This window comes from Mesorhizobium ciceri biovar biserrulae, assembly GCF_001618845.1.
Lineage (GTDB): Bacteria > Pseudomonadota > Alphaproteobacteria > Rhizobiales > Rhizobiaceae > Mesorhizobium > Mesorhizobium ciceri.
In genome coordinates, this window is record NZ_CP015064.1 from 4,054,812 (window position 1) to 4,074,900 (window position 20,089).

General features: G+C 63.4%; 19 protein-coding genes. 9 read left to right on the top strand and 10 right to left on the bottom strand.

Annotated elements, in window-relative coordinates; genetic code table 11:
- The first annotated feature begins 43 nt into the window (after positions 1-43).
- The 4 genes from A4R29_RS19060 to A4R29_RS34215 all read left to right on the top strand — a co-directional run bounded on the left by A4R29_RS19060 (position 44) and on the right by A4R29_RS34215 (position 4,256).
- Positions 44-523 (top strand): (2Fe-2S)-binding protein, encoded by a 480-nt coding sequence (locus A4R29_RS19060; protein WP_063172596.1) that lies wholly within the window; start codon positions 44-46, stop codon positions 521-523.
- Positions 520-1,503 (top strand): FAD binding domain-containing protein, encoded by a 984-nt coding sequence (locus A4R29_RS19065; RefSeq protein ID WP_063172597.1) that lies wholly within the window; start codon positions 520-522, stop codon positions 1,501-1,503. The genes A4R29_RS19060 and A4R29_RS19065 overlap by 4 nt, the downstream gene beginning before the upstream one ends.
- Entirely contained in the window at positions 1,500-3,797 is a 2,298-nt protein-coding gene (locus tag A4R29_RS19070) for a xanthine dehydrogenase family protein molybdopterin-binding subunit (protein ID WP_063172598.1), read from the top strand. The genes A4R29_RS19065 and A4R29_RS19070 overlap by 4 nt, the downstream gene beginning before the upstream one ends.
- A gap of 123 nt (positions 3,798-3,920) precedes the next feature.
- Positions 3,921-4,256, top strand: coding sequence for a hypothetical protein (locus A4R29_RS34215; RefSeq protein WP_127224178.1), 336 nt, complete (start codon positions 3,921-3,923; stop codon positions 4,254-4,256).
- Between the two features lie 70 nt (positions 4,257-4,326).
- On the opposite strand, the gene A4R29_RS19075 is transcribed toward A4R29_RS34215, so the two are convergent.
- A complete protein-coding gene (locus A4R29_RS19075) occupies positions 4,327-5,388 on the bottom strand; it encodes an isopenicillin N synthase family dioxygenase (protein ID WP_063172599.1) in 1,062 nt (353 codons plus the stop codon).
- Complete coding sequence (locus tag A4R29_RS19080; protein ID WP_063172600.1) at positions 5,385-6,344, bottom strand: LysR family transcriptional regulator; 960 nt, start codon at positions 6,342-6,344, stop codon at positions 5,385-5,387. Before A4R29_RS19080 ends, A4R29_RS19075 begins: the two co-directional genes overlap by 4 nt.
- On the opposite strand from A4R29_RS19080, the gene A4R29_RS19085 reads away from it, so the two are divergent.
- Genes A4R29_RS19085 through A4R29_RS19105 form a run of 5 tightly spaced genes read left to right on the top strand, consistent with a single transcriptional unit; the run spans position 6,320 to position 11,219 of the window.
- Positions 6,320-7,681 (top strand): BMP family ABC transporter substrate-binding protein, encoded by a 1,362-nt coding sequence (locus A4R29_RS19085; RefSeq protein WP_167355181.1) that lies wholly within the window; start codon positions 6,320-6,322, stop codon positions 7,679-7,681. The two genes, A4R29_RS19080 and A4R29_RS19085, sit on opposite strands and share 25 nt — an antisense overlap.
- Positions 7,681-9,231, top strand: a complete 1,551-nt coding sequence (locus tag A4R29_RS19090; RefSeq protein ID WP_082827446.1) for an ABC transporter ATP-binding protein — start codon at positions 7,681-7,683, stop codon at positions 9,229-9,231. The genes A4R29_RS19085 and A4R29_RS19090 overlap by 1 nt, the downstream gene beginning before the upstream one ends.
- Positions 9,224-9,955: an ABC transporter permease gene (locus tag A4R29_RS19095; RefSeq protein WP_063172602.1), complete on the top strand. Its 732-nt coding sequence runs from the start codon at positions 9,224-9,226 to the stop codon at positions 9,953-9,955. The genes A4R29_RS19090 and A4R29_RS19095 overlap by 8 nt, the downstream gene beginning before the upstream one ends.
- Entirely contained in the window at positions 9,856-10,281 is a 426-nt protein-coding gene (locus A4R29_RS34670; RefSeq protein WP_244506975.1) for an ABC transporter permease subunit, read from the top strand. The genes A4R29_RS19095 and A4R29_RS34670 overlap by 100 nt, the downstream gene beginning before the upstream one ends.
- 14 nt (positions 10,282-10,295) lie before the next feature.
- The gene (locus tag A4R29_RS19105) at positions 10,296-11,219 is read left to right on the top strand and encodes an ABC transporter permease (protein WP_063168591.1); all 924 of its coding nucleotides are present in this window, start codon (positions 10,296-10,298) and stop codon (positions 11,217-11,219) included.
- Between the two features lie 387 nt (positions 11,220-11,606).
- On the opposite strand, the gene A4R29_RS19110 is transcribed toward A4R29_RS19105, so the two are convergent.
- From A4R29_RS19110 to A4R29_RS19145, 8 genes are all read right to left on the bottom strand, one after another.
- Positions 11,607-12,317 carry an outer membrane protein gene (locus tag A4R29_RS19110; protein ID WP_063172604.1) on the bottom strand — a complete coding sequence of 237 codons (711 nt, stop codon included), beginning with the start codon at positions 12,315-12,317 and terminating at the stop codon, positions 11,607-11,609.
- Positions 12,318-12,515: 198 nt separating this feature from the next.
- Positions 12,516-13,475, bottom strand: coding sequence for an AraC family transcriptional regulator (locus tag A4R29_RS19115; protein WP_063172605.1), 960 nt, complete (start codon positions 13,473-13,475; stop codon positions 12,516-12,518).
- A 205-nt stretch (positions 13,476-13,680) separates the two neighbouring features.
- On the bottom strand, positions 13,681-14,562 hold the full coding sequence (locus A4R29_RS19120; protein WP_063172606.1) for an EamA family transporter: 882 nt from the start codon (positions 14,560-14,562) through the stop codon (positions 13,681-13,683).
- A gap of 126 nt (positions 14,563-14,688) precedes the next feature.
- Positions 14,689-16,185 (bottom strand): sulfatase, encoded by a 1,497-nt coding sequence (locus A4R29_RS19125; protein ID WP_063172607.1) that lies wholly within the window; start codon positions 16,183-16,185, stop codon positions 14,689-14,691.
- 91 nt (positions 16,186-16,276) lie between these two features.
- Positions 16,277-17,245, bottom strand: coding sequence for an aliphatic sulfonate ABC transporter substrate-binding protein (locus A4R29_RS19130; protein WP_395316700.1), 969 nt, complete (start codon positions 17,243-17,245; stop codon positions 16,277-16,279).
- 27 nt (positions 17,246-17,272) lie between these two features.
- Positions 17,273-18,031, bottom strand: a complete 759-nt coding sequence (locus A4R29_RS19135) for an ABC transporter ATP-binding protein (protein WP_063173732.1) — start codon at positions 18,029-18,031, stop codon at positions 17,273-17,275.
- Positions 18,031-18,834: an ABC transporter permease gene (locus A4R29_RS19140; protein ID WP_082827448.1), complete on the bottom strand. Its 804-nt coding sequence runs from the start codon at positions 18,832-18,834 to the stop codon at positions 18,031-18,033. Before A4R29_RS19140 ends, A4R29_RS19135 begins: the two co-directional genes overlap by 1 nt.
- Entirely contained in the window at positions 18,831-19,961 is a 1,131-nt protein-coding gene (locus A4R29_RS19145) for an ROK family transcriptional regulator (RefSeq protein WP_027160785.1), read from the bottom strand. The genes A4R29_RS19140 and A4R29_RS19145 overlap by 4 nt, the downstream gene beginning before the upstream one ends.
- Between the last annotated feature and the right edge of the window lie 128 nt (positions 19,962-20,089).

Here is a 20,089-nt window from a genome sequence, read left to right on the forward strand (position 1 = left end):
TGAAATCAACGACTTCGCGTCAAGCAACTGGAGCCCGACGCCCATGACCAAAACAACGATCCCAGTTCATCTCGACATCAACGGCCGTGATCACAATCTGCAACTCGAGCCGCGCGTCACGCTGCTCGATGCCTTGCGCGATCGCCTCGGCCTGACCGGAACCAAGAAGGGCTGCGACCACGGCCAGTGCGGCGCCTGCACCGTGCATATCGACGGCGAGCGCGTGCTGGCCTGCCTGACGCTGGCCGCACAAGTCGAGGGCCGCACCGTCACCACCATAGAGGGGCTTGCACGGGAGGGCGAAATGCATCCCGTGCAGGCTGCCTTCCTCGAACAGGACGCCTTCCAGTGCGGCTATTGTACGCCGGGCCAGATCATGTCGGCGGTCGCCTGCATCCGCGAAGGCCATGCCGGCTCCGACGAAGAAATCCGCGAGTATATGGCCGGCAACCTCTGCCGCTGCGGCGCCTATCCGCACATCGTCGCCGCTGTCCGCCAGGCAGCATTGGAGGCCGCATCATGAGGGATTTTTCGTATGTGCGCGCCAATTCGCTCGATGCGGCACGCCAGGCGGCCGCCCTGCCCGGCGCCATGCTCTTGGCCGGCGGCACCACGCTGATCGACCTCGCCAAATGCGGCGTCGCCGAGCCCGAGACGCTGGTCGACATCGCTCATCTCAAAGGGTTGGACAGGATCGAGGTGAACGAACGCGGCGCCACCATCGGCGCGCTGGCCAGGATGAGCCATGTCGCCGACCATGCCGACATCAAAAGCCGCTTTCCTGCGGTATCGGAAGCCCTGTGGCAGGCGGCTTCCGCGCAGATCCGCAACATGGCGACTATCGGCGGCAATCTGATGCAGCGCACGCGCTGCCCTTATTTCCGCGATCCTGCGAATTTCCCAGCCTGCAACAAGCGTGAGCCCGGCTCTGGCTGTTCGGCGATCGGCGGCGTTACCCGTGGCCATGCGGTGCTTGGCATCAGCAACGCGTGCATCGCCATGTATCCGGGCGACCTCGCCGTGGCGCTGGTCGCCTTCGATGCGATCGTGCATCTGGGCGAGCGCCACATCCCGGTCGACGACTTTTTCCTGCTGCCCGGCACCACGCCGGACAGGGAGCACGCGATCGAACCGGGCGAGATGATCACCGCGATCGAGATCCCCGGCTCGGCCTCTGCCCGGCGTTCGACTTATCTCAAGATCCGCGACCGGCAATCCTATGAGTTTGCCGCCGCGAGCGCGGCGGTCGGCATAGAGTTCGAACCCGACGGCCGAACGATCCGCGATTTGCGCGTCGCGCTTGGCGGCGTCGCGACCAAGCCGTGGCGTGCGCGGGCCGTGGAAAACGCGCTGAAGGGCAAGGTGCTGGAGCCGGACACTGTGCGCTCCGCCAGCCTGCTCGCCGTCGAAGGCTCTGTCGATCATGGCGCCAACCACTACAAGGTCGAACTGGCGCCGCGCGTCGTCGCCCGCGCCATCCGCAAATTGGGAGAGACGGCATGACCGTTCACAACATCAGGCATGGGGATGCGTCCGACGGCGCTTTTGCCGAAGCCGTCGGCGGCCGGCTGTCGCGCATCGACGGCCCGGCCAAGATCACCGGTGCGGCGAAATACGCCGTCGAGCAGCAGCTCGAAGGCCTCGCCTACGCCGTCCTGGTCGAGAGCACGATTGCATCGGGCAAGGTGCGCGCGATCGACACCACTGCCGCCGAGGTGGCGCCCGGCGTGCTGCAGGTGCTGACGCCGGACACCATCATCAGCCTGAAAACCGCGGCGGACTGGTTCGGCACGCCGCCGCCCGACAAGCCGTATTGCCCGCTCGCGCGCGACATCACCTTTTCGGGTCAGCATGTCGCTGCCGTGGTCGCCGAGACCTTCGAGCGGGCGGTCGCGGCGGCGGCACTGGTCAAGGTCAGCTATGAGGAAACGCCTGCCATCGTCGACCTCAGCGACGGCAAGGCCGGCGATGGCATCGCGATCGATGCCATGACCAAGGAGTGGGGCGACGCGCAAGGTGCGTTCGCCTCGGCGCCGGTCCGCATCTGCGCCGCCTACAACACGCCGCGCGAGTACCAGGCGCCGATGGAGCCGCATGGCCTGATCGCCCGCTGGGAGGGCGACCACCTCACCGTGTGGGAGCCGAGCCAATGGCTGGACGGCATGGCGCGCACCTATGCCGAATGGTTCGGTGTGCCGTTCGAGAACGTGCGGCTGGTGTCGCCCTATATTGGCGGCGGCTTCGGCTCCAAGGCGCTGGCGCTCAGCCATGGCGCGGTGGCCGCCTGTGCGGCCAAAATGCTCGGCCGGCCGGTGCGGCTGGTGATGACCCGGCCGCAGACTTTTACCGGCTATGGCGGCCGCGCGGCGACGCGCCAGACGGTGACGATCGGCGCCGACGTGCAGGGAAAGATCCAGTCGATCGTGCATCGCGGCGTCAATGAAACATCCATCGACGGCATGTGGGTCGAGCCGCTCGGATCGGTCACCTCGATCATGTACACAACGCCGAATTTCTCCTCGAAGCAGAATGTCGTACGGGTCAATTCGGTGGTGCCGGGCGCCATGCGCGCGCCGGGCGAAAACCCTTCGGCCTTCGGCATCGAAAGCGCCATCGACGAGCTTGCCTACGAGGTCGGCATCGATCCGCTGGAGATCCGGCTCCGAAACTATGCCGAGCAGGATCCACATGCCAAAAAAGCCTGGTCGACCAGGCAGTTGCGCGAGGCTTTTGCTGCAGGCGCCGAACGCTTCGGCTGGTCCAGGCGCACACCCGAACCGCGCTCGATGCGCGACGGCAACCAGTTGATCGGCTGGGGCGTCGCCGCCGGCACCTATCCGGTGCGACGCGCCTATGGCGAGGCGCTCGTGCGCATCCTGGCCGATGGTTCGGTCGAGGTCGAAAGCTCCTCGATCGACATGGGCCAGGGCACCTACACGATCCTGGCGCAGACCGCCGCCGAAACCGTCGGCGTGCGAGTTGACGACGTGGTGGTGAAGCTCGGTGACTCCCGCTTTCCGCGCGCCGGCGTCACCGGCGGTTCGCGGCTGGCCGGCGTGATGACGGGTGCGGTCTACAAGGCGGCAACCTCGGCCCTCGACCAGTTGGTGGGCCTCGCCATCAGCGATCCACGCTCGCCCTTCCACGCGTTGCAGGCCAACACGCTGGTCGTCGCCAATGGCCGTATCGCTTCGCCGCGCGGCGACGGCCCCGATGTCTCCGTCGCCGAACTGCTCAAGAGCGTCGGCCGCGACCACATCGAAGCCACCGGCGACACCATGCCGGCCAATTCGACGCCAGAGGATCGCTACAAGAACTACACCACCATCGCCATGTCGGTGCCGCACACCGAGGGCGACTATTCCCGCCACTCCTGGTGCGCGCATTTCATCGAGGTGCGCGTCGACGAGGACTTTGGCACGGTGCGTGTATCGCGCGTGGTGTCGGCGCTGGATTCGGGCCGGCTCTACAACCCGAAACTTGCCGAAAGCCAATGGAAGGGCGGCATCATCATGGGCATCGGCCAGGCGCTATTGGAAGAAGGCATCGTCGACCGCCGCCACGGCCGCATCGTCAATGACAACCTCGCCGACTACCTCGTGCCGACCAATGCCGACATCCCCGACATCGAGGTGATCTCGGTCGGCATCCCCGACCTGCATTCCTCGGTGCTCGGCGGCAAGGGCGTTGGCGAACTGGCCATTGTCGGCGTGGCGCCGGCGATTGCCAACGCGGTGTTCCATGCGACGGGAAAGAGGATCAGGGATCTGCCGATCACGCTGGAGAAGCTGATTTAAGGGCGGTGGCCGATCTCCCCCTTGAGGGTCCCCTTGTGGGGAGGCCAGGCCGCAGCTTCGGGCGGTGGTGCTCCCTCCACACTTTCACCTTCAGCACTCGCGCAACCATCGAGGGGTAAGACCATGAGCGACATCCATTTTGGCACCGGCAAAATGCCCCCTGAAAACATTACCCCCCTCAGCATCGCCGACTGGCTGTGCCTTGCCGCGGCCATAGCCGAAACCGAGGCCCGCCACGCGATCCGAAAACCGCTGACCCGGACGACGAGCCGTGACTTCCTTATGCAGGTTTTCTGCTCCGTTGCTGCTCAAAGCCCAAATCGGCAAGACCGCGCTCCACCAAGCCCTCAAAGCCGAAAAATTAGCCACATCCACCGTCAAACCGAAATGGGTTCTTCTGGTGACGCCATGGCTAACCAGTTAACCCGACGCTACCCATCGAGGGTGCTATCATATTGATCTCGGTCAACGGACGGCGGGTATGCGATGCGCGGCCACAGGAGCGGCCGCGCATGACAGGATTATCCGCTTAAGCCGCGGTTTCGGCGCCGGCCTCGCTTTGCGCGGCATAGTGCGCAAATGTCGCCTTGAAGCGGCCGTTGACGTATTCGCCCGACGTGATCGGAGGGTACTTCGCAGGATGATCCTCATCAATGCAACTGGGAAGCACCTCGATCACGGCATCATAGTTTGGACCGAAGAAGAACGGGATCGAATAGCGTTCTTTGCCGGAACGATTCACCGCGCGGTGGACGGTCGAGGCGAAAAGGTCATTGGTCCAACGCGCCATCTGATCTCCCACATTGACGACGAAGCAGCCGGGGACGGGATCGGCCGCAATCCACTCGCCAGTTGCATTCAGTACCTGCAAGGCTGAAATACCATCCTTCTGGGCCAGGATCGTGAAGCACTCATAGTCCGAATGCGCCCCAATGCCGATCTGGCGGTCATCGATCTCGCCAAACTGCGGTGGATAGTGGAGCACCCGCAAAGTTGCGAGCGGCTTACCGACCAGCAGGTCGAAATATGTCTCCTCCAACCCAAGAGCCAGAGCAAAGGCATGGAGCAGGTGGCCACTCAGCGTCAGCATCTCGGCATGGTAGGCTTCCAGTGCCGTTCGGAATTCCGGCCTGCCCGCTGGCCACTGGTTGGGACCGTAGAGTACTTTGCCGGCCTTCACGTCCGGATCGTCGGCTGGCACATCCAGCGCAATATCATAGGATTCGTGCAGGTCTCCGCGCGCGGTCGGATCCGTATTCTCTTCCAATATTGCCGCATAACCGCGATTATTCTTTGAATTGGAAACGTGATTCTCCATCTTCACGTCGTCGGATTCGGCGAAATACACCTCCGCCACCCCAAACGTGGCATCGATGACATCCTTCGGAACGTGATGGTTCTTGATATAGAGGAAGCCGACTTCCGTGCAGGCCTTGCGCAGTTCCTGGGCGAGCTTTCGCTTGGCCGCCTCGTTGCCTGCGAACATGGGCTCGAGATCGATGATCGGGATCTTGTCGAAGCTGACACGCTGCGGGTCGAGCCCTCCCCCTTTCATTGCACGCGCGCCATTACCGGTTTCAAGGACCTTCATTTTTCTGTTCCCTTTTCTTGCTGGCTTGCATCGAAGATTGTTTCGACGTAGTAGCGCGGCCCCGTGAAAACGAAGCCGGGCGAGAAGTAGCGGCCGCAGACATCCATGAACGCGGTCATCTTACGCGATGGGGCGTGCGGGCGCGATATGCGGATGCTGACCCGCTTTTCCGCGGACTCCCATGTGTCGAGCAACGGAATGAGGTGGCCGCGTTCACACTCGATCGTGGTGAAGAAGTGCGGTAGATAGGCAATGCCCTCGCCCGCAACGGCGAAGTACTTGATAGTCCAGTATTCGTTGGCGATCAGGTTGCTGCGCGGCAAGATACTTTCCTGCGCGGTACCTTTCTGTAGCCGCCAGTGCTGCAGGCCCGCCGAGGTGCGATAGACAATGCCCTGGTGTTCCGCCAAATCGGCGGGTTTTCGTGGCATCCCGGCACGCTCGACATAACTCTTGCTGGCAAAGAGTGCGAATTTTGCGGTGGAGAGCGTTTCGCCGACTTCGATACCTTCGTCCCATGAAATCACGGCGTCGAGCGTATCGAGGCTCTCTGGCGCGTAGAGAACGTGCGGCGAAAAGAAGGTGAGTTCGATTTCCACCTTGGGGTAGAGCTTTCTGAACGCCATGAGCATCTGCGTGTAGTAGGCCGTGCCGAACTCCCCCGTGGCGCCGATCCGCAAGGTTCCGGTCACGTCGTCGCTCAGTTCCGTCACGGCGGCCCGCGCCGTATCGCAGCTTTGCAGGATCTGCCGCGCGTGCCCGAGCAGGGTTTGCCCTGCTTCCGTGAGCAACAGGACACGGCCGGAGCGCTCGAACAGAGCGACCTTCAGATCGTCTTCAAGCTGCTTGAGCCGGAGACTGAGCGTGGATTTGGGCAGGCCGTACAACTTCGCCGCGGCGGACAATGACCGCAGTTCCGCGATTTTTACAAATGATGCCAGAGCATCGGTGTTCATTTGATCGTTCACATTTCTGCACAAAGTGCCCAAAAAATGAGCATGATTATTTTTGTTGCATGAACGAACGTAATCGGCTGTTATGCACTGCACAAGAGCCAATTCGCTTTTGCCAAATCAAAAAAGACGCTCCGGCGGCAATCGTCACCGTGCAGGGAAGCTGCATGGGCGCGGCGCGCTTCCGGCTGAGAAAATCAAAGAAAAACAAGGGGAACCACGAAATGAAAGAGCGCAACACGAAGCCGTCCGACTCGGTTCGCCTGTTCGCGGCGGCGGCCACGGTTTTCGTATTCTGTGCTACGTCCGGCGCTTATGCCTTTACTCTGGAAGGGGCGCCCAAGGTCGCGTTCATCTACGCAAGTTCAGCGCAAGACGGCGGATGGAACGAAGCCCTCGAGGCCGGCCGCAAGGCCTTGGAGGAACAGCTACAGGTGCCCGTCTCGGTGACGGAGAACATACCGGAAGAGGCCACGAAGCTGCGCGCGGCGATCGATCTCTACGTCAAGCGCGGCTTCAACATCATAATCGGCACCACCTATGGCTACAGCGCCCCAATGGCCGAAGCGGCCAAAGCCTATCCGAATGTGGCGTTTCTCAGTGCTTCGGGCACGGAGAATGGGGCCAACATGGAAAGCTTCTATGCCCGCACTTACCAGGGTTGGTACCTTGCAGGCATCGCGGCAGGACAGGCGACGAAGACAAAGAAGATCGGCATCCTCGCCGGCTTTCCGGTCGGCGTGGTGAACTGGGATATCAACAGTTTTGCACTCGGAGCCCGTTCGGTCGATCCTACGATCGAAACGGTCGCGGTCTTCGCCAACTCCTGGTGGGACCCGGTGAAGGAAGGGCAGATCGCCCAGGCCATTCTCGACCAGAAGGCCGACGTGCTCGCCACGAATCTGAGCGCGACCTCGGCGCTCGACGCCGCCGAAAAGGCAGGCGTTCCTTCGATAGGCTTTCAGCTCGACATGTCGCATGCCGCGCCGCGGACGATCCAGACCTCCGTCATCTTCCGCTGGGAGAAATATCTTGTGCCGACGATCAAGGAGATCATCGACGGCAACTGGAAACCCGAGGAATACGGCGCTTTCGAAGGCCTTGAAACCGGCGTGGTCGATCTTGCTCCTTTTGGCCCCTCGGTTTCCGAGGAGACCAAGGCAAAGGTCGAGGCAGCAAAGCAGGAGATCATCGCCGGCAAGCTTGATCCATTCCAGGGCCCTCTGAAAAAGCAAGACGGCACCATCGTTGTCGATGTCGGCGGGAAGGTCGACGATGCGGCGCTCTGGTCGATGGACTATTTCGTCGACGGTGTCATCGGCACCATGCCGGCGAAGTAATGACGACGGCGCTTCAGCAAGCGGGCGACATGCGACAACCGCTGGGCACGCCGGCGGCTCTGTTGATGCGCGGCATAGGCAAGTCGTTTGACGGCAAAGCCGCGCTCCGCGATGCGTCCTTCTCTCTCGAATGGGGGGAGGTGCATGCCATTGTCGGTGAGAACGGTGCAGGCAAGTCCACTTTGATGAACGTGGCGGCCGGCGTCTATGTAGCAGACGGGGGCGAGCAATCGATCGACGGCGAAGCGATCAGTTTGCGCAGCCCGCTGGAAGCCGCCGCCGCCGGTCTCGGCATGGTCCACCAGCATTTCCGGCTGGTCGAGAGTTTTACGGTTGCCGAAAATGTTCTCCTCGGCTTCGGCCGCAAGGCTGCTGTGAAAACGCTGACCGATGCGGCGGCGATCGTTTCCGCCAAGTCGAGCGAGATCGGCCTGCCCGTCGATCCGCACAAGCTGGTAGCGAATCTTTCGATCGCCGAACGCCAGCGCGCCGAGATCATCAAGGTCATGCTTCTGGGCGCCCGAATTCTGGTCATGGACGAACCGACGGCGGTGCTGACCGACGAGGAAGCGCGCACGCTCCTCTCTTTTGCCCAACGATTGTCGAGGCAAGGTCACGCCGTGGTTCTGATCACGCACAAGTTCCGGGAGGTTGCCGCTTTCTGCGACCGGGTAACGATCATGCGGCACGGCGAGACCGTACTTGAGGGTGCGCGGGTTGCGAACGTCACCGAAGCGGAGGTGGCGCGGTTGATGGTCGGCGATGCCTTGACGGTTGCGGGCAGGCCGTTATCTCGGCCGGGTGATGTGTGTCTGAGCGTGGAAAGGCTTTCCGCACGGGCGACCGCTCACGGGCAAAGCCTGAACGATCTCGGGTTCGAGCTGCATGTAGGCGAAATCCTTGGCATCGCCGGCGTCGGCGGGAACGGGCAGGAGGAACTCGTTGCCTGCCTTCTCGGACTCGACCGTGCCGGCGCCGGCACGATCGTACTGGATGGCCAGGACATATCCACCGCCAAGCCAGACCAGCGCCGCGAGGCCGGCTTGCGCGTCATCCCCTCCGACCGCTTTGACAGCGGGTTGATCCGGGAGCTTTCCATTGCCGACAATCTCGCGCTCACGACCGTCGCCAGCGGTAGCTTCGGCGGCCCGTTTCTCCTGAGCCGGCGGGCGATGCGCGAGAAGGCCGCCGAGGCCATCGATGCGTTCGATATCCGCGGCGCGACGCCGGAACGGCCGGCCTCTTTGCTCTCGGGAGGAAACGCGCAGAAAGTGTTGCTCGCGCGGGAGCTCGATCACGGCCTGAAGGTTCTCATAGCGCATTCCCCTTCTCGCGGGCTGGACATGAAAGCGGCCGAGTTCGTCCGATCGGCGATCCGCGGAGCTGTGGAAGCCGGCGCGGCTTGCCTTCTGATCAGCGAGGATCTCCAGGAGGTCATGTCCCTGTCCCATCGGGTGGCCGTCATGAACAGAGGAAGGATCGCCGGCTGCCGTCAGACCGGCGACGTCACGCCTGAATGGATAGGAGGCCTTTTAGCAGGCCATGCTTGACACAGCTTTCCTTGTTCGCAGGCAAAATCCCGGCTTCTTGTTGACCAGTCTCAGTTATGTTGGCGGACTGTTGGTCGGGCTGACGGTTTCGGCGGTGCTGCTCGTGCATGCGGGCGTGCCGGCAAGCGCTCTTGTGGATGAGTTCCTGATTGCAACTTTTCTGACCTCGGACGGCCTCTCCCAGACGGCGACGGCCGCTTTACCGTTGGTGCTAGTCGGCCTCGCCTCCGGCGTTGCCATGCGCGTGCGGTTTTGGAACATCGGCGTGGAGGGCCAGCTATGGCTCGGCGCGATCGCGTCAACCTGGGTGGCGCTGAACGGCAGCGGGCCTGAAGTGCTGAGGTTGCCGACGATGTTCGTTCTGGCGGCGCTTGCGGGAGCCGCCTGGATTGCGATTCCGCTTTTTCTGAAACTCAAGTGGGGCGTTAACGAGGTTATTTCGACCCTGCTGCTGGGAAGCGTCGCGTTTCTGCTCGTGCAGCATCTTCTGTTCGGGGTCTGGAGAGACCCTTCCAACAGCTTTCCCGTGACCGCCACCTTTCCCGAGGCGAGCTGGTTTCTCGTTCTGGGATGGGGGCAGTTGCATGCCGGAATCTTCCTGGTCGCCGTTATCGCGTTGTCCATCTGGTTCGTCATGGAACACAGCCGGGTCGGCTTCTACGCGGATGCTGTAGTTTCAACGCCAAGGCCGCGCTCGCCACGGGCCTGCCGGTGCTCAGCATAGCCGTGGGGCTCGTGCTGCTCTCCGGCGCTCTCTCAGGCGTTGCCGGCATGATGATCGTGGCGGGGACGGAGCACCGCCTCAACCAGTCCGTCGGCAACGGCTATCTCTTCAGCGCGATCGTGATCGCCTACCTGGCCCGCGCGAAGCCATTGTGGGTGGTCGTGATCTCTTTCGCGCTCGGCGCGGTGTTCACCGCCGGGAATGTCCTGAAGGTTTTCTACTCGATCTCCGAAGCGATGATCGTGCTGATGCAAGGCGCGGTACTGATGTCGATTTTGATGGCGCAGTTCTTCAGCTCCTATTCGCTCAAACGGCCCAAGAACTAGGAAGGGACAGTTGCATGGATTTTCTGATCGGCTGGATTGCCATCATTCCGAGCTATGCGGCACCGTTGCTGCTGGCGAGCCTCGGCCTCATTATCTGCGAAAGAGCCGGCGTTCTCAATCTTGGAGCGGAAGGGCTCATGGCGATCAGTGCCATGACCGGCGCGATGACGGTGCTTTCCGGAGCCGATCCTTGGGTTGGTCTTGCCGCCGGCTCAGCGGCCGCGATGGCTCTCGCTCTGCTGTTTGGAATATCGACAGTCGCCTTGCGCGCCAATCATACGCTCGCCGGCCTAGCCGTCGTCGCAATCGGACTGGGCATCACCGGGGTCGTGGGGCGACCCTACGTGCAGAAGACCTTTTCTGGCATTTCCACACTTGGCGACCTCTTCGGGATAGACCGCGGTTCGGCATTCGGCCGCATTTTCGCGGTGCAGGACCCGGTTACGCTGGCGCTGCCGATCCTGGTCGGCGCGCTCTGGTGGTGGCTTTCCAAAAGCCGACATGGCCTCAGGTTGAGGTCCGTCGGGGAAAACCCGGCCGCCGCGGATGTCGCGGGTATCGACGTGCAACTGGTTCAGTTCGGGGCTGTCCTGGCGTCCGGGCTGTTTTGTGGTCTCGCCGGAGCCTATCTCTCAGTCGCCACAAGTCATGTCTGGGTGGAGGGAATGGTCGCGTCGCGCGGCTGGATTGCCGTTGCGCTCGTCATCTTTTCGCGCTGGAACGCGGCTCGAGCTCTCTGGGGTGCGCTTCTTTTCGGAAGCGCGGATGCGCTTGTGCCTAGACTACAAGCCATAGGCGCCGACGTTCCTGTCTATCTCATGATGACTTTGCCGTACTTGCTGACGCTTGTCGTGCTGGTGGCAGGCTCATTGGGCGGCCGGCGCTCCGGCGAGCCGGCCTTCCTCGGCAGGGTCTATCTACGACAAGACAAACAATAAGGAACTTGCCCGGTTCACCGCCGCCCGCATCCTTCTGGACTTCGCGGATTTCATGGACAAGCATCAAGGACCGCCGATGTCTGTGCCGTCCCCCTCGCCCGGCGCTGACCCTGCGGCTCCGCTCGACGCCTATTCGCGTGCCACAAACCGTGAGATCAAGAACAAAGCGCCACGGAGACGACAGAGGGGGTCGCCGCGCGTAAAGCGCCAACGTCATCCGCAATAGCAGGCCGAGCCCAGCCGGACCGCCCCCTCTGGCCTGCCGGACCCGGCCCTTCGCTTTCGTTCCAGGCGTTCGTCGTTCGGAAAGCCAAGCGATTGGCTTTCCGTCCGCTGCGCGGACCACTCCTCACCCCCCTCAAGGGGGAGATCAGCAGCTTCAGCGGATCAGAACTTGTAGCTGAGCCCGACCCGGATATCCTGTGTCTGGAGGTCGACATGGGTTTCCGTGGGCAGGCCGGCGGCCACCGAGAGGTCCTGGCTGCCGAAGTCCGAGTAGCGATACTCAGCTCGAGCGATCCACCTGTCGGCGAAGGCGTGCTCGATGCCGGCGCCAACGGTCCAGCCGACATGGCTGTCGCTGTGGAGCGTTACTTCGGCGGCAGGGCCACCGGCGCTGACCGCAATCAGTTCATACTTGGCCGCGGCGACGCCGGCGGTGATGTAGGGCAAGGTCCGATCGAAAGCATAGCCGGCCCGCAGCCGCGCCGACCCGGACCATTTGAGTTCGCTCTTGAGCAACGTGGTGACGCCGCCGCCGCCGGCGTCGAGGGCCGTCAGCCCATCTATATTGCTGTACATGATGTCGGCCTCGGCGCCGATCACGAAGCTGTTCTCCATCTGGTAATTGGCGCCGATATGGACACCGCCGATAAATCCGTTCGGATCGGTGGAGACATTGAGATCGGTGGCCCCGCCCAGTCCGCCGCCGGCGATGAACAGATTGGATTTTCCGGCCGCGTAGCCGATGTCGACGCCGGCATAGAGTCCGGACCAGTCGTAGCCGGATGCAACAGGCGAAACCTCATTGATATCAGCCGCACACGCCGCACCGAGCGGCGCGAGAATGAAGGCCGTTGCGAGAAGAAGAATTTTCATTGTTGTCTGCCGCCCCAAAATTGTCGTGATCGCCGCCGCGGATGCCAGCGGAGGACCAGCTGTTGTCGAGAAATCCGGTGTTGCATTGTCCGCCGGCCGCGTCTTGGGCTGGGCCGCACCCGAATTGTCGGGGAAAGCACCACGGCGCTTTCCCGGTCGGTGTGGCTTTTCAGCCTCAGTCGATCGGCGCGCCGGAAACTATCTGGCGCTGCCCGGCGTCGAGCCGAAGCGGCGGCGGAAGCAGCGGTTGAAATAGGACACGTCGGAAAAACCGCTGAGCAGCGCGATCTCGCTGATCCGCATGCGGTCGTTGCGCCTGTCGGACAGCATCCGATGCGCCCTCTGCAAGCGCAGTTCGAGAATGCGCTCGGCAAAGCTCACCCCGGTTTCCTGCAGCAGGCCATGGACATAGCGGACCGAGAGCCGCAATTGCCCGGCAACGCCCTGCGCCGAAATGGCGGGATCGGCGAAATTGTCCCGCATCTTCTGCAGTATGGCCTGCAGCCTTGCCGCGCGCAGACCGCGCAGGCCCGCCAGTTCGGCCGCTTCGCCCTTGGCGCCGGTCGCCAGGCCGATCAGGTCGACGATGGTTTCGGTGGCGTGGCCGATGAGGTCGGGCGAGACCAGGGCCGGGCCTGCTTCCAGGAAGCTGCAATAGCGCTTGAGCATGCCGAGCGCCTCATTGTCGGCTCCGACGGTCAACGCCAGCCGATCCTCTATATGAGCGAAGGCATTTTCCAGCACGGCACGGGGAAGCACCACATTGGCCCAGACATTGCTGTCGCCGCCGGTCATCTGCAACGCTTCCGAAGCCGAGACCAGGGCGGCCTCGCCTTTGCCGACGTGATAATCGCGGCCAATCTGCGTGCCGCTGAGCACCGTATCGCCATTATTGACCAGCAGCAGATAGCCGTCGCGACCGTCGGCAGCGATATTGCCCGCCTTGCGGCTGGCATGACGTATCGTCCCGGCCATCTGCCCAAGCACAAGCGACCCGACAGCGGTGGCTTCGATCGCGGCTTCGAACGACAGTCTTTCCGAAATCGTGTATTCGACCGACCATATCTCGGCGACATGGATGTCCTGCCAGAGCGCGAAGCGTGCGCGATGATCCAGATGCGGCGGCAGATCCGCCGATGAGAAGACGTTCTTTTGCAAGGGACGACCGGCCTTTTCTACAATCGCGTCTTCATTTCGACACGCACCGTATTGGACCAGATCACGGTCTGTCCAGAGCCGGAAATACTTGTGCGCCAGGCGACAATTTCAGTGCCATCCTGGACAAGGATTGGCCTGATTTCGCGGATCTGGCTGGCTGAATTTCGGATTACTCGAAAATACCCAGTGCCGACGAATCGTTCCCCTACTCCGGCGATGGAACCGGCGGCCGTGATGTCAGCGCCGTGCCAAAGGCGGCGACAACAACGGCAGCGATCCCGGCCAATTGCGTCGCGGTCAGGCTTTCATGCAGGAACAGGAAGCCGGCCAGTGCACCCAGCCCAGGCTCCAGGCAGGTCAGCGTGCCGTAGATGCGCGCCGGCATGCGGGTCAGCGCCACCATCTCCAGGAAGAACGGCAATGCGCTGGAAAACAGGCCGACGAGCAGCGCGCTGACCAGGATCGACGGCGCCAGCAGCGCGGATCCCGCCTGGGCGACACCGAAGGGCAGCACCAGCACGGCGGCGATGGCCATGCCGTAGGCGGTGGTGCGGGTGCCAAGCTCCGCGCCGGCCTTCTGGGCCAGCACGATGTAGAGCGCCCAGAAGCCGCCGGCCGCCAGCGCCAGCATCACCCCGATCGGATCAAGCGGCGCGAGGGAACGAACGAAGGGCGACAACAGCAGGATGCCGGCCACCGCCAGCGCGATCCAGGCAAAGTCGGTGGCGCGCCGCGAAGTCAAGGTCGCCACCAGAAGCGGGCCGGTAAACTCCAGCGCCACCGCGATGCCGAGCGGAATCCTGGCCAGCGCTGCGTAGAACAGGAGGTTGAGGGCGGCGAGCGTCACCCCATAAGCGACCAGCCACGGCATGGTGGCACGCGAGGGCCGCATCTGCCAGGGCCGCAGCACCGCGATCAGCATCAGCGCACCGATGACCAGCCTGAGCGTCGTCGTCCCTTGCGCGCCGATCTGCGGGAACAGGCCTTTGGCGAAGGTGGCGCCGATCTGGATCGACACCATGGCGCCCATCAGTGCTGCGACAGGCAAGGGCGCCGCTTCGCGACGGGCAATCGGCGTCGATGTCACGTGATCCCATCCTCCATATCGCCGGGTCCAAACCCGACCGGCGGCATGGAGATAGGGCGAACCGGCCGGCCTGTCGTGAGGCAGCGGCAACTGGCTGCTAGGGCACGGCCAAGTGCCGCCGGCCGGTCAGTTCAGCGATTTGCGCCGTGGCGGCGGTGCCGGGTGGCGCTGCTCGAGGGCCGCTGCCGCATCGGTGCGGCCGGTCCGGCGCAGTCTTTCGAGATAGCCCGGCAACTCGCCAAGGCAATGGAACGGCCCGCCTTCCCGGATCACCGTCACCAGCGGGTCGACATCGCTGTCACTGCGGATGGCCATGGCGCTGCGCCAGTCCTCGAGCAGCCGGCTGGCATGATCGACCACATCGCTTCGGGAGCCTGAGAGATCACGCTGCTCATGCGGATCCTCACTCAGATTGAACAGGCTGACCGGGCCGAAATCCTTGTAGCCGTCATGATAGGTGCGCAGCATCAGCCAGTCGGCCCCGCCGAGCCGGAACCGCACGCCGCGCTGCACTGCCCACGCACCCTGGCTCAGCACCAGGAAATCGCGGCCACCTTCCTCCTTCGCGACAAGCGCCGGCGCGAAGGAGCGCCCGTCCCACAGCGCCGGAACGTTGCCGCCGAGCCGATCGATCAGCGTGGCGGCCCAGTCGAAATGATAATGAAGGCCGCCATTGACGCCGCGCATGTCCTCGGCGCCGGGCCAGCGGATGACCAGCGGCACGTTGCAGGTGAATTCGTCGGCCGTCTGATGATCACCCCAGACGTTGAGCTCGCCGAGGTTTTCGCCATGATCGGCGCCGATGACGATGATCGTGTCGTCGAACAGGCCTTGCCGCTTCAACTCCTCGACGATGAGACCGACATGATGATCGGCATAGAGCACGCCGGTGTCGTAGCCGTCGAACCAGGCCTTGACGGTGTCCATGCCGCTGATCGGCGACGGCATGCGCCGGTATTTCGATCCGCCCGGCTCGACGTCGAAGCCCGAGGGTTCCTGCGGGCTGTGCGGGCCGTAGCCGGCATGGCTCTTCTCGAATACCGCCCTGGTCATCCAGTCGGGAAGCGGCTGGTCGGCGAAGGGGTCGCCGAAAGCGTCCGGCGCGCGATAGGGCGTGTGTGGGTCCCAGACATTGACGTGCAGGAACCATTTTTTTGCCGAGCCATTGCGCTTCAGCCAGTCGATCGCCAGGCCCGAAACCTCGTCGGCGTTCTCCATGCCGGCCTTGCCCGGATTGATGATCTCGTTGAAGCCGGCATACCAATGCCAGCAGCCATGCCGTTCGCCAAAACTGCTGATGGTCGTGGTGTGGTAGCCGAGATCGCGCAGCGCCCGCATCCAGCCTTCCTCGTAGAAGGTGCCGGCCCAGGCTCGCTCGGCGCCTTCGCGGAACGGCTCGCAGGCGGTGCCGCCATGGCCGACCACGCCGGTCCGCATTCCGTGGCGGCCGCTCCACAGCGCCGTGCGCGACGGATGGCAAGGCACATCGGACACATAGACGTTCTCGAAGCGGATGCCCTCGCCGGCAAGGCTGTCGATGACGGGAGAGGTGTTGCGATGATAGCCGTAGCAGCCGAGGTGGTCGCGCCTGAGGCTGTCGATGTCGATATAGAGAACGTTCATGGATGGCTCGTCGCTGCTGTGATTGTCAGGAAACAGGCCCCGGTTCGCTGCCGGGGCTTGCGATTTGCAAGGGGCGATTTCAAGAAGGCCGTCAGGCCGAAATGTATTGATCGCCCAGATAATAGTCCTTGGGATCGAGCGAGGTCTCGAGCTTGCCGAAGGTCTTGAACAGGTCGTTCATCGTCGAGAACCAGCCGTTCACGGTGCCGTCCTTGGTTAGCTTGATCAGTTCGGCCGAGGTCATGAAACGGCCATAACCGGCTTCCGTCTTCAGCTGGTCGGCAGGAATGCCGAGCAGCTTGGAGGTGATCTCGATCGCCTTGTCCTGGTTGGCGGCGCGAAAATCCTGCGCGTCCTTGATGGCGCGCACCACGTTGCGGACGAGATCGGGATTGCCCTCGACCAAATCGTTGCGGGCAATGAAGACGCTCGGAAATGTGGTCTGCGGATAAAAGTCGTCGTTCTTGGCCAGTTCCATCAGATCGGGAACGCTCTTGTGGATGATGCCGACGAACGGATACCAGATGCCGGCCGCGTCGACCTGCTTGGAGGCGAAGGCCGCCACGATGGTGCTCGGGTCCATCTGCACGATGTCGAGGTCGGTCATCGCCATACCGGCCTTGCGCAGCGCCAGCCGCAACAGCATGTCGCCCGAGGTGCCGGCCGCGATCGCGACCTTCTTGCCCTTGAGGCCGGCGATGGACGTGATGCCGGCTTGGGCGATCACCCGGTCCGAGAAGCCGACATCGTTGACGGCGATGATCTTGGCCTTGCCGCTCGCCGGCAGCCACAGCGCGCCCGGTCCGAGATAGCCGAATTCCAGGCTGTTGGCGCCAAGTGCCTGGACCTGGATGGGGCCATTGGTGAAGACCTTGATATCGGCATCGACGCCGTGCTTGGCATAGAAGCCCTGGTCGGCCGCGACGCCGGCAACGCTGGCGCCCCAGAAGTCGCCGTTGTAGCCGATGCGTGCCGCCGTTCCCGCCGCTCCGGCACGGATGCCAGAGGCAGCGAACGCGGCAAGTGCCGCCGATGATGCGATGAGGTTACGTCTTGTCAGTGTCACCATACTCTCCTCCTGTCACTGTTACTGGTGGTAAACGGCTTGCCAGACGCGGTTGCGGATGCTCATGAACTCCGCCGAAAGCCGGATTTCCTCGGTTCTTGGGTAAGGCAGGCCGACTTCGATGATCTCCTGCAGCCTGCCGGGCCGCGCCGCCATGACGATGACGCGGTTGGCGAGGTAGACCGCCTCGTCGACATCGTGGGTGATGAACATCACGGTGCGCCGCTCCCGGCTCCAGGTGTCGAGCAACTGGTCCTGGAGCTGCACGCGGGTCAGTGCGTCGAGCGCCCCGAAGGGCTCGTCCATCAAAAGGATCGAGGGATCGACCGCATAGGCCCGGGCGATCGCGCAACGCTGCTTCATGCCGCCCGAAAGCGTCTTCGGCAGCGCGTCGGCGAAGTCGCCAAGGCCGACGAGATCGATGAAACGCTCGGCGATCTGCCGGCGGCGCGAAGCTTCCTCGCCCTTGATGCGCAGCCCGAACTCGACGTTCTGGCGTACGGTGAGCCAGGGAAACAGCGCGTATTGCTGGAAGATCATGCCGCGCTCCGGACCCGGCCCCTCGACCGCCTTGCCATCGACCAGCACGGTGCCCTCGCTCGGCTTCAGCAGGCCGGCCGCGATGTTGAGCGCGGTCGACTTACCGCAGCCGGACGGACCGACGACGGTGACGAATTCGCCGTCGGCGATGTCGAGCGACAGCCGGTCAAGCGCGACGAAGGCATTGTCCTTGAGGTCGAACCGGCGCGTGACGTTGTCGAAGACGATCTTGGGCGGCATCACACGCGCTCCTGCCAGACGGTCAGCCGGCGCTCGATCACCAAAAGGATGCGATCCATGGCAAGGCCGAGAAGGCCGATGGTGATCAGGCTGACGAAGATGGTCGGCAGGTCGTAGTAGAGTTGCGCCTGCTGCATGCGGAAACCGAGGCCGGTCTGCGCGGCGATCAGTTCGGCGGCCACCAGCGTCGCCCAGGCCGAGCCGAGGCCGATGCGCACGCCGACCAGGATGAACGGCGTCGATGCGGGAATGATGACGCGCAGGAAGATGGTCATGTCCTTGGCGCCGAGCACGCGCGCGGCGTTGATCATCGTCTTGTCGACGCTGATGACGCCCTGATAGGTGGCGACGACGCTGGCCAGGAAGGAGGCCAGGAAGATGACGAAGACCTTTGGCGTCTCGTCGATGCCCATCGTTACGATCGCCAGCGGAATGATGGCCAGCGGTGGGATCATGCGGAAGAACTGCAGATACGGCTCAATAAGCGAGCGCGCGACCTTGTACCAGCCCATGACGAAGCCGACCGGGATCGCCAGGATGACGCCGAGGAGAAAGCCGGTCATCACCCGAGCCAGGCTCGACATGATGTCGGTGGCGAGCTGCCCGTTTGCGATCAGATCGATAAACCTGGACGCAACCTGTGGCGGTGGCGGCAGGCCCACCGCGCCGCCCGCCGTCAGCACCCACCAGATGGCGATGCCGGCGACGAGCCCGCAGAGATTGAGCGCGAGACCGCGATAGTCGATACCCCGATCCTCGTTCGAGCCGCCGCCGGAGCGTGTCGTCTTCGACGCTTCGCTCATCGCGACACCCCCGAATAGAAAAAATGGTCGAGCGCCGCCGCAGCAGCACCGATGGCGCCGGCACCAGGACCGAGGCTCGACCGCTCGACCCGCAGCACGTCGCGCATCGGCGGCAGGACGCGTGGCGGAACGCCCCGCCTTATATGATCGATGAAGCTTTCCGGGGCTTCGGCCAGGTGACCGCCAAAGACGATCAGATCGGGATTGAGCAAATTGGTCGCCGTCGCTATGGCCGTCGTCAGATGCCGGAGCGCCGCGTTCCAGACGTCGGGATATTTCTCCACCGCGGCCAGCAGGCGCCTGGGATGAGGCGTGTCGATATGGGCGGCGCGGGCCAGCGCGCGTTCGGACAGGAATGTCTCCAGGCAGCCCACATTGCCGCAGGCGCAACGCTCGCCATCCTCGACCACCTGGACATGACCGAGTTCGACGGCCCCGTAGCCGCCGGGACGGAACGGCATGCCGTTGATCACCAGGCCGGCGCCGAGGCCGGTGCGCAGATAGATGTAGAGCAGCGCGGTCGTGTCGCGCCCGATGCCGTAGCGCGATTCCGCCAGCGCCATCGCGCTGACATTGTGCTCGACCACCACCGGCATGCGCAGCGCCGTTTCGAGTTCGTCGGCGAACGGCACATCCTTCCAGTCGTAATTGACCGACTGCAGGTTGCGGCGGCGCTTGGTGTCCACCGGTCCCGGCACGCCGAGCCCCAGGCCGATCAGGCGCGAACGGTCGACGCCGGTCTTCTTGATCAATTGCTCGACGATCCGCACCACCATGCCGATCACCGCGGCGGGTTCGCTGGTGGCGGTGTCGAAATGCTGCGAGGCCATGGCTTTCGAGGCGGCCCTGAGGTCGGTGATGGTCGCATCGATCGTTCCCGCGCCAATGTGCACGCCAACCACGGACAGGGCGTCGGGCACCAGCGCGACGCCGATCGCCGGCCGGCCGACGGGTGCATCGCCGGCAGTGGCCTGGTTGAGCTCGACCACGGTGCCTTCCCGCAGGAGATGGGCCGTCAGATGGGTCAGGGCGGTGGGTGACAGCGAGGTGCGCCGCGCCAGTTCGGCGCGCGACTGCGGACCGTCGTCGCGCAGGATTCGCAGGATCGCTCCGTGGTGCGCGCCCATTCTTCCTCCCTATTATTTTCTAATGTTAATAAATTAATTAAGCCTGTCAAGCACGGCAAAGCGCGGCTTGCGACTGGCGTCGATGCACCTGGGTTTCACCCTCCCCTGCCGCTGGAGTAGGGGCATTG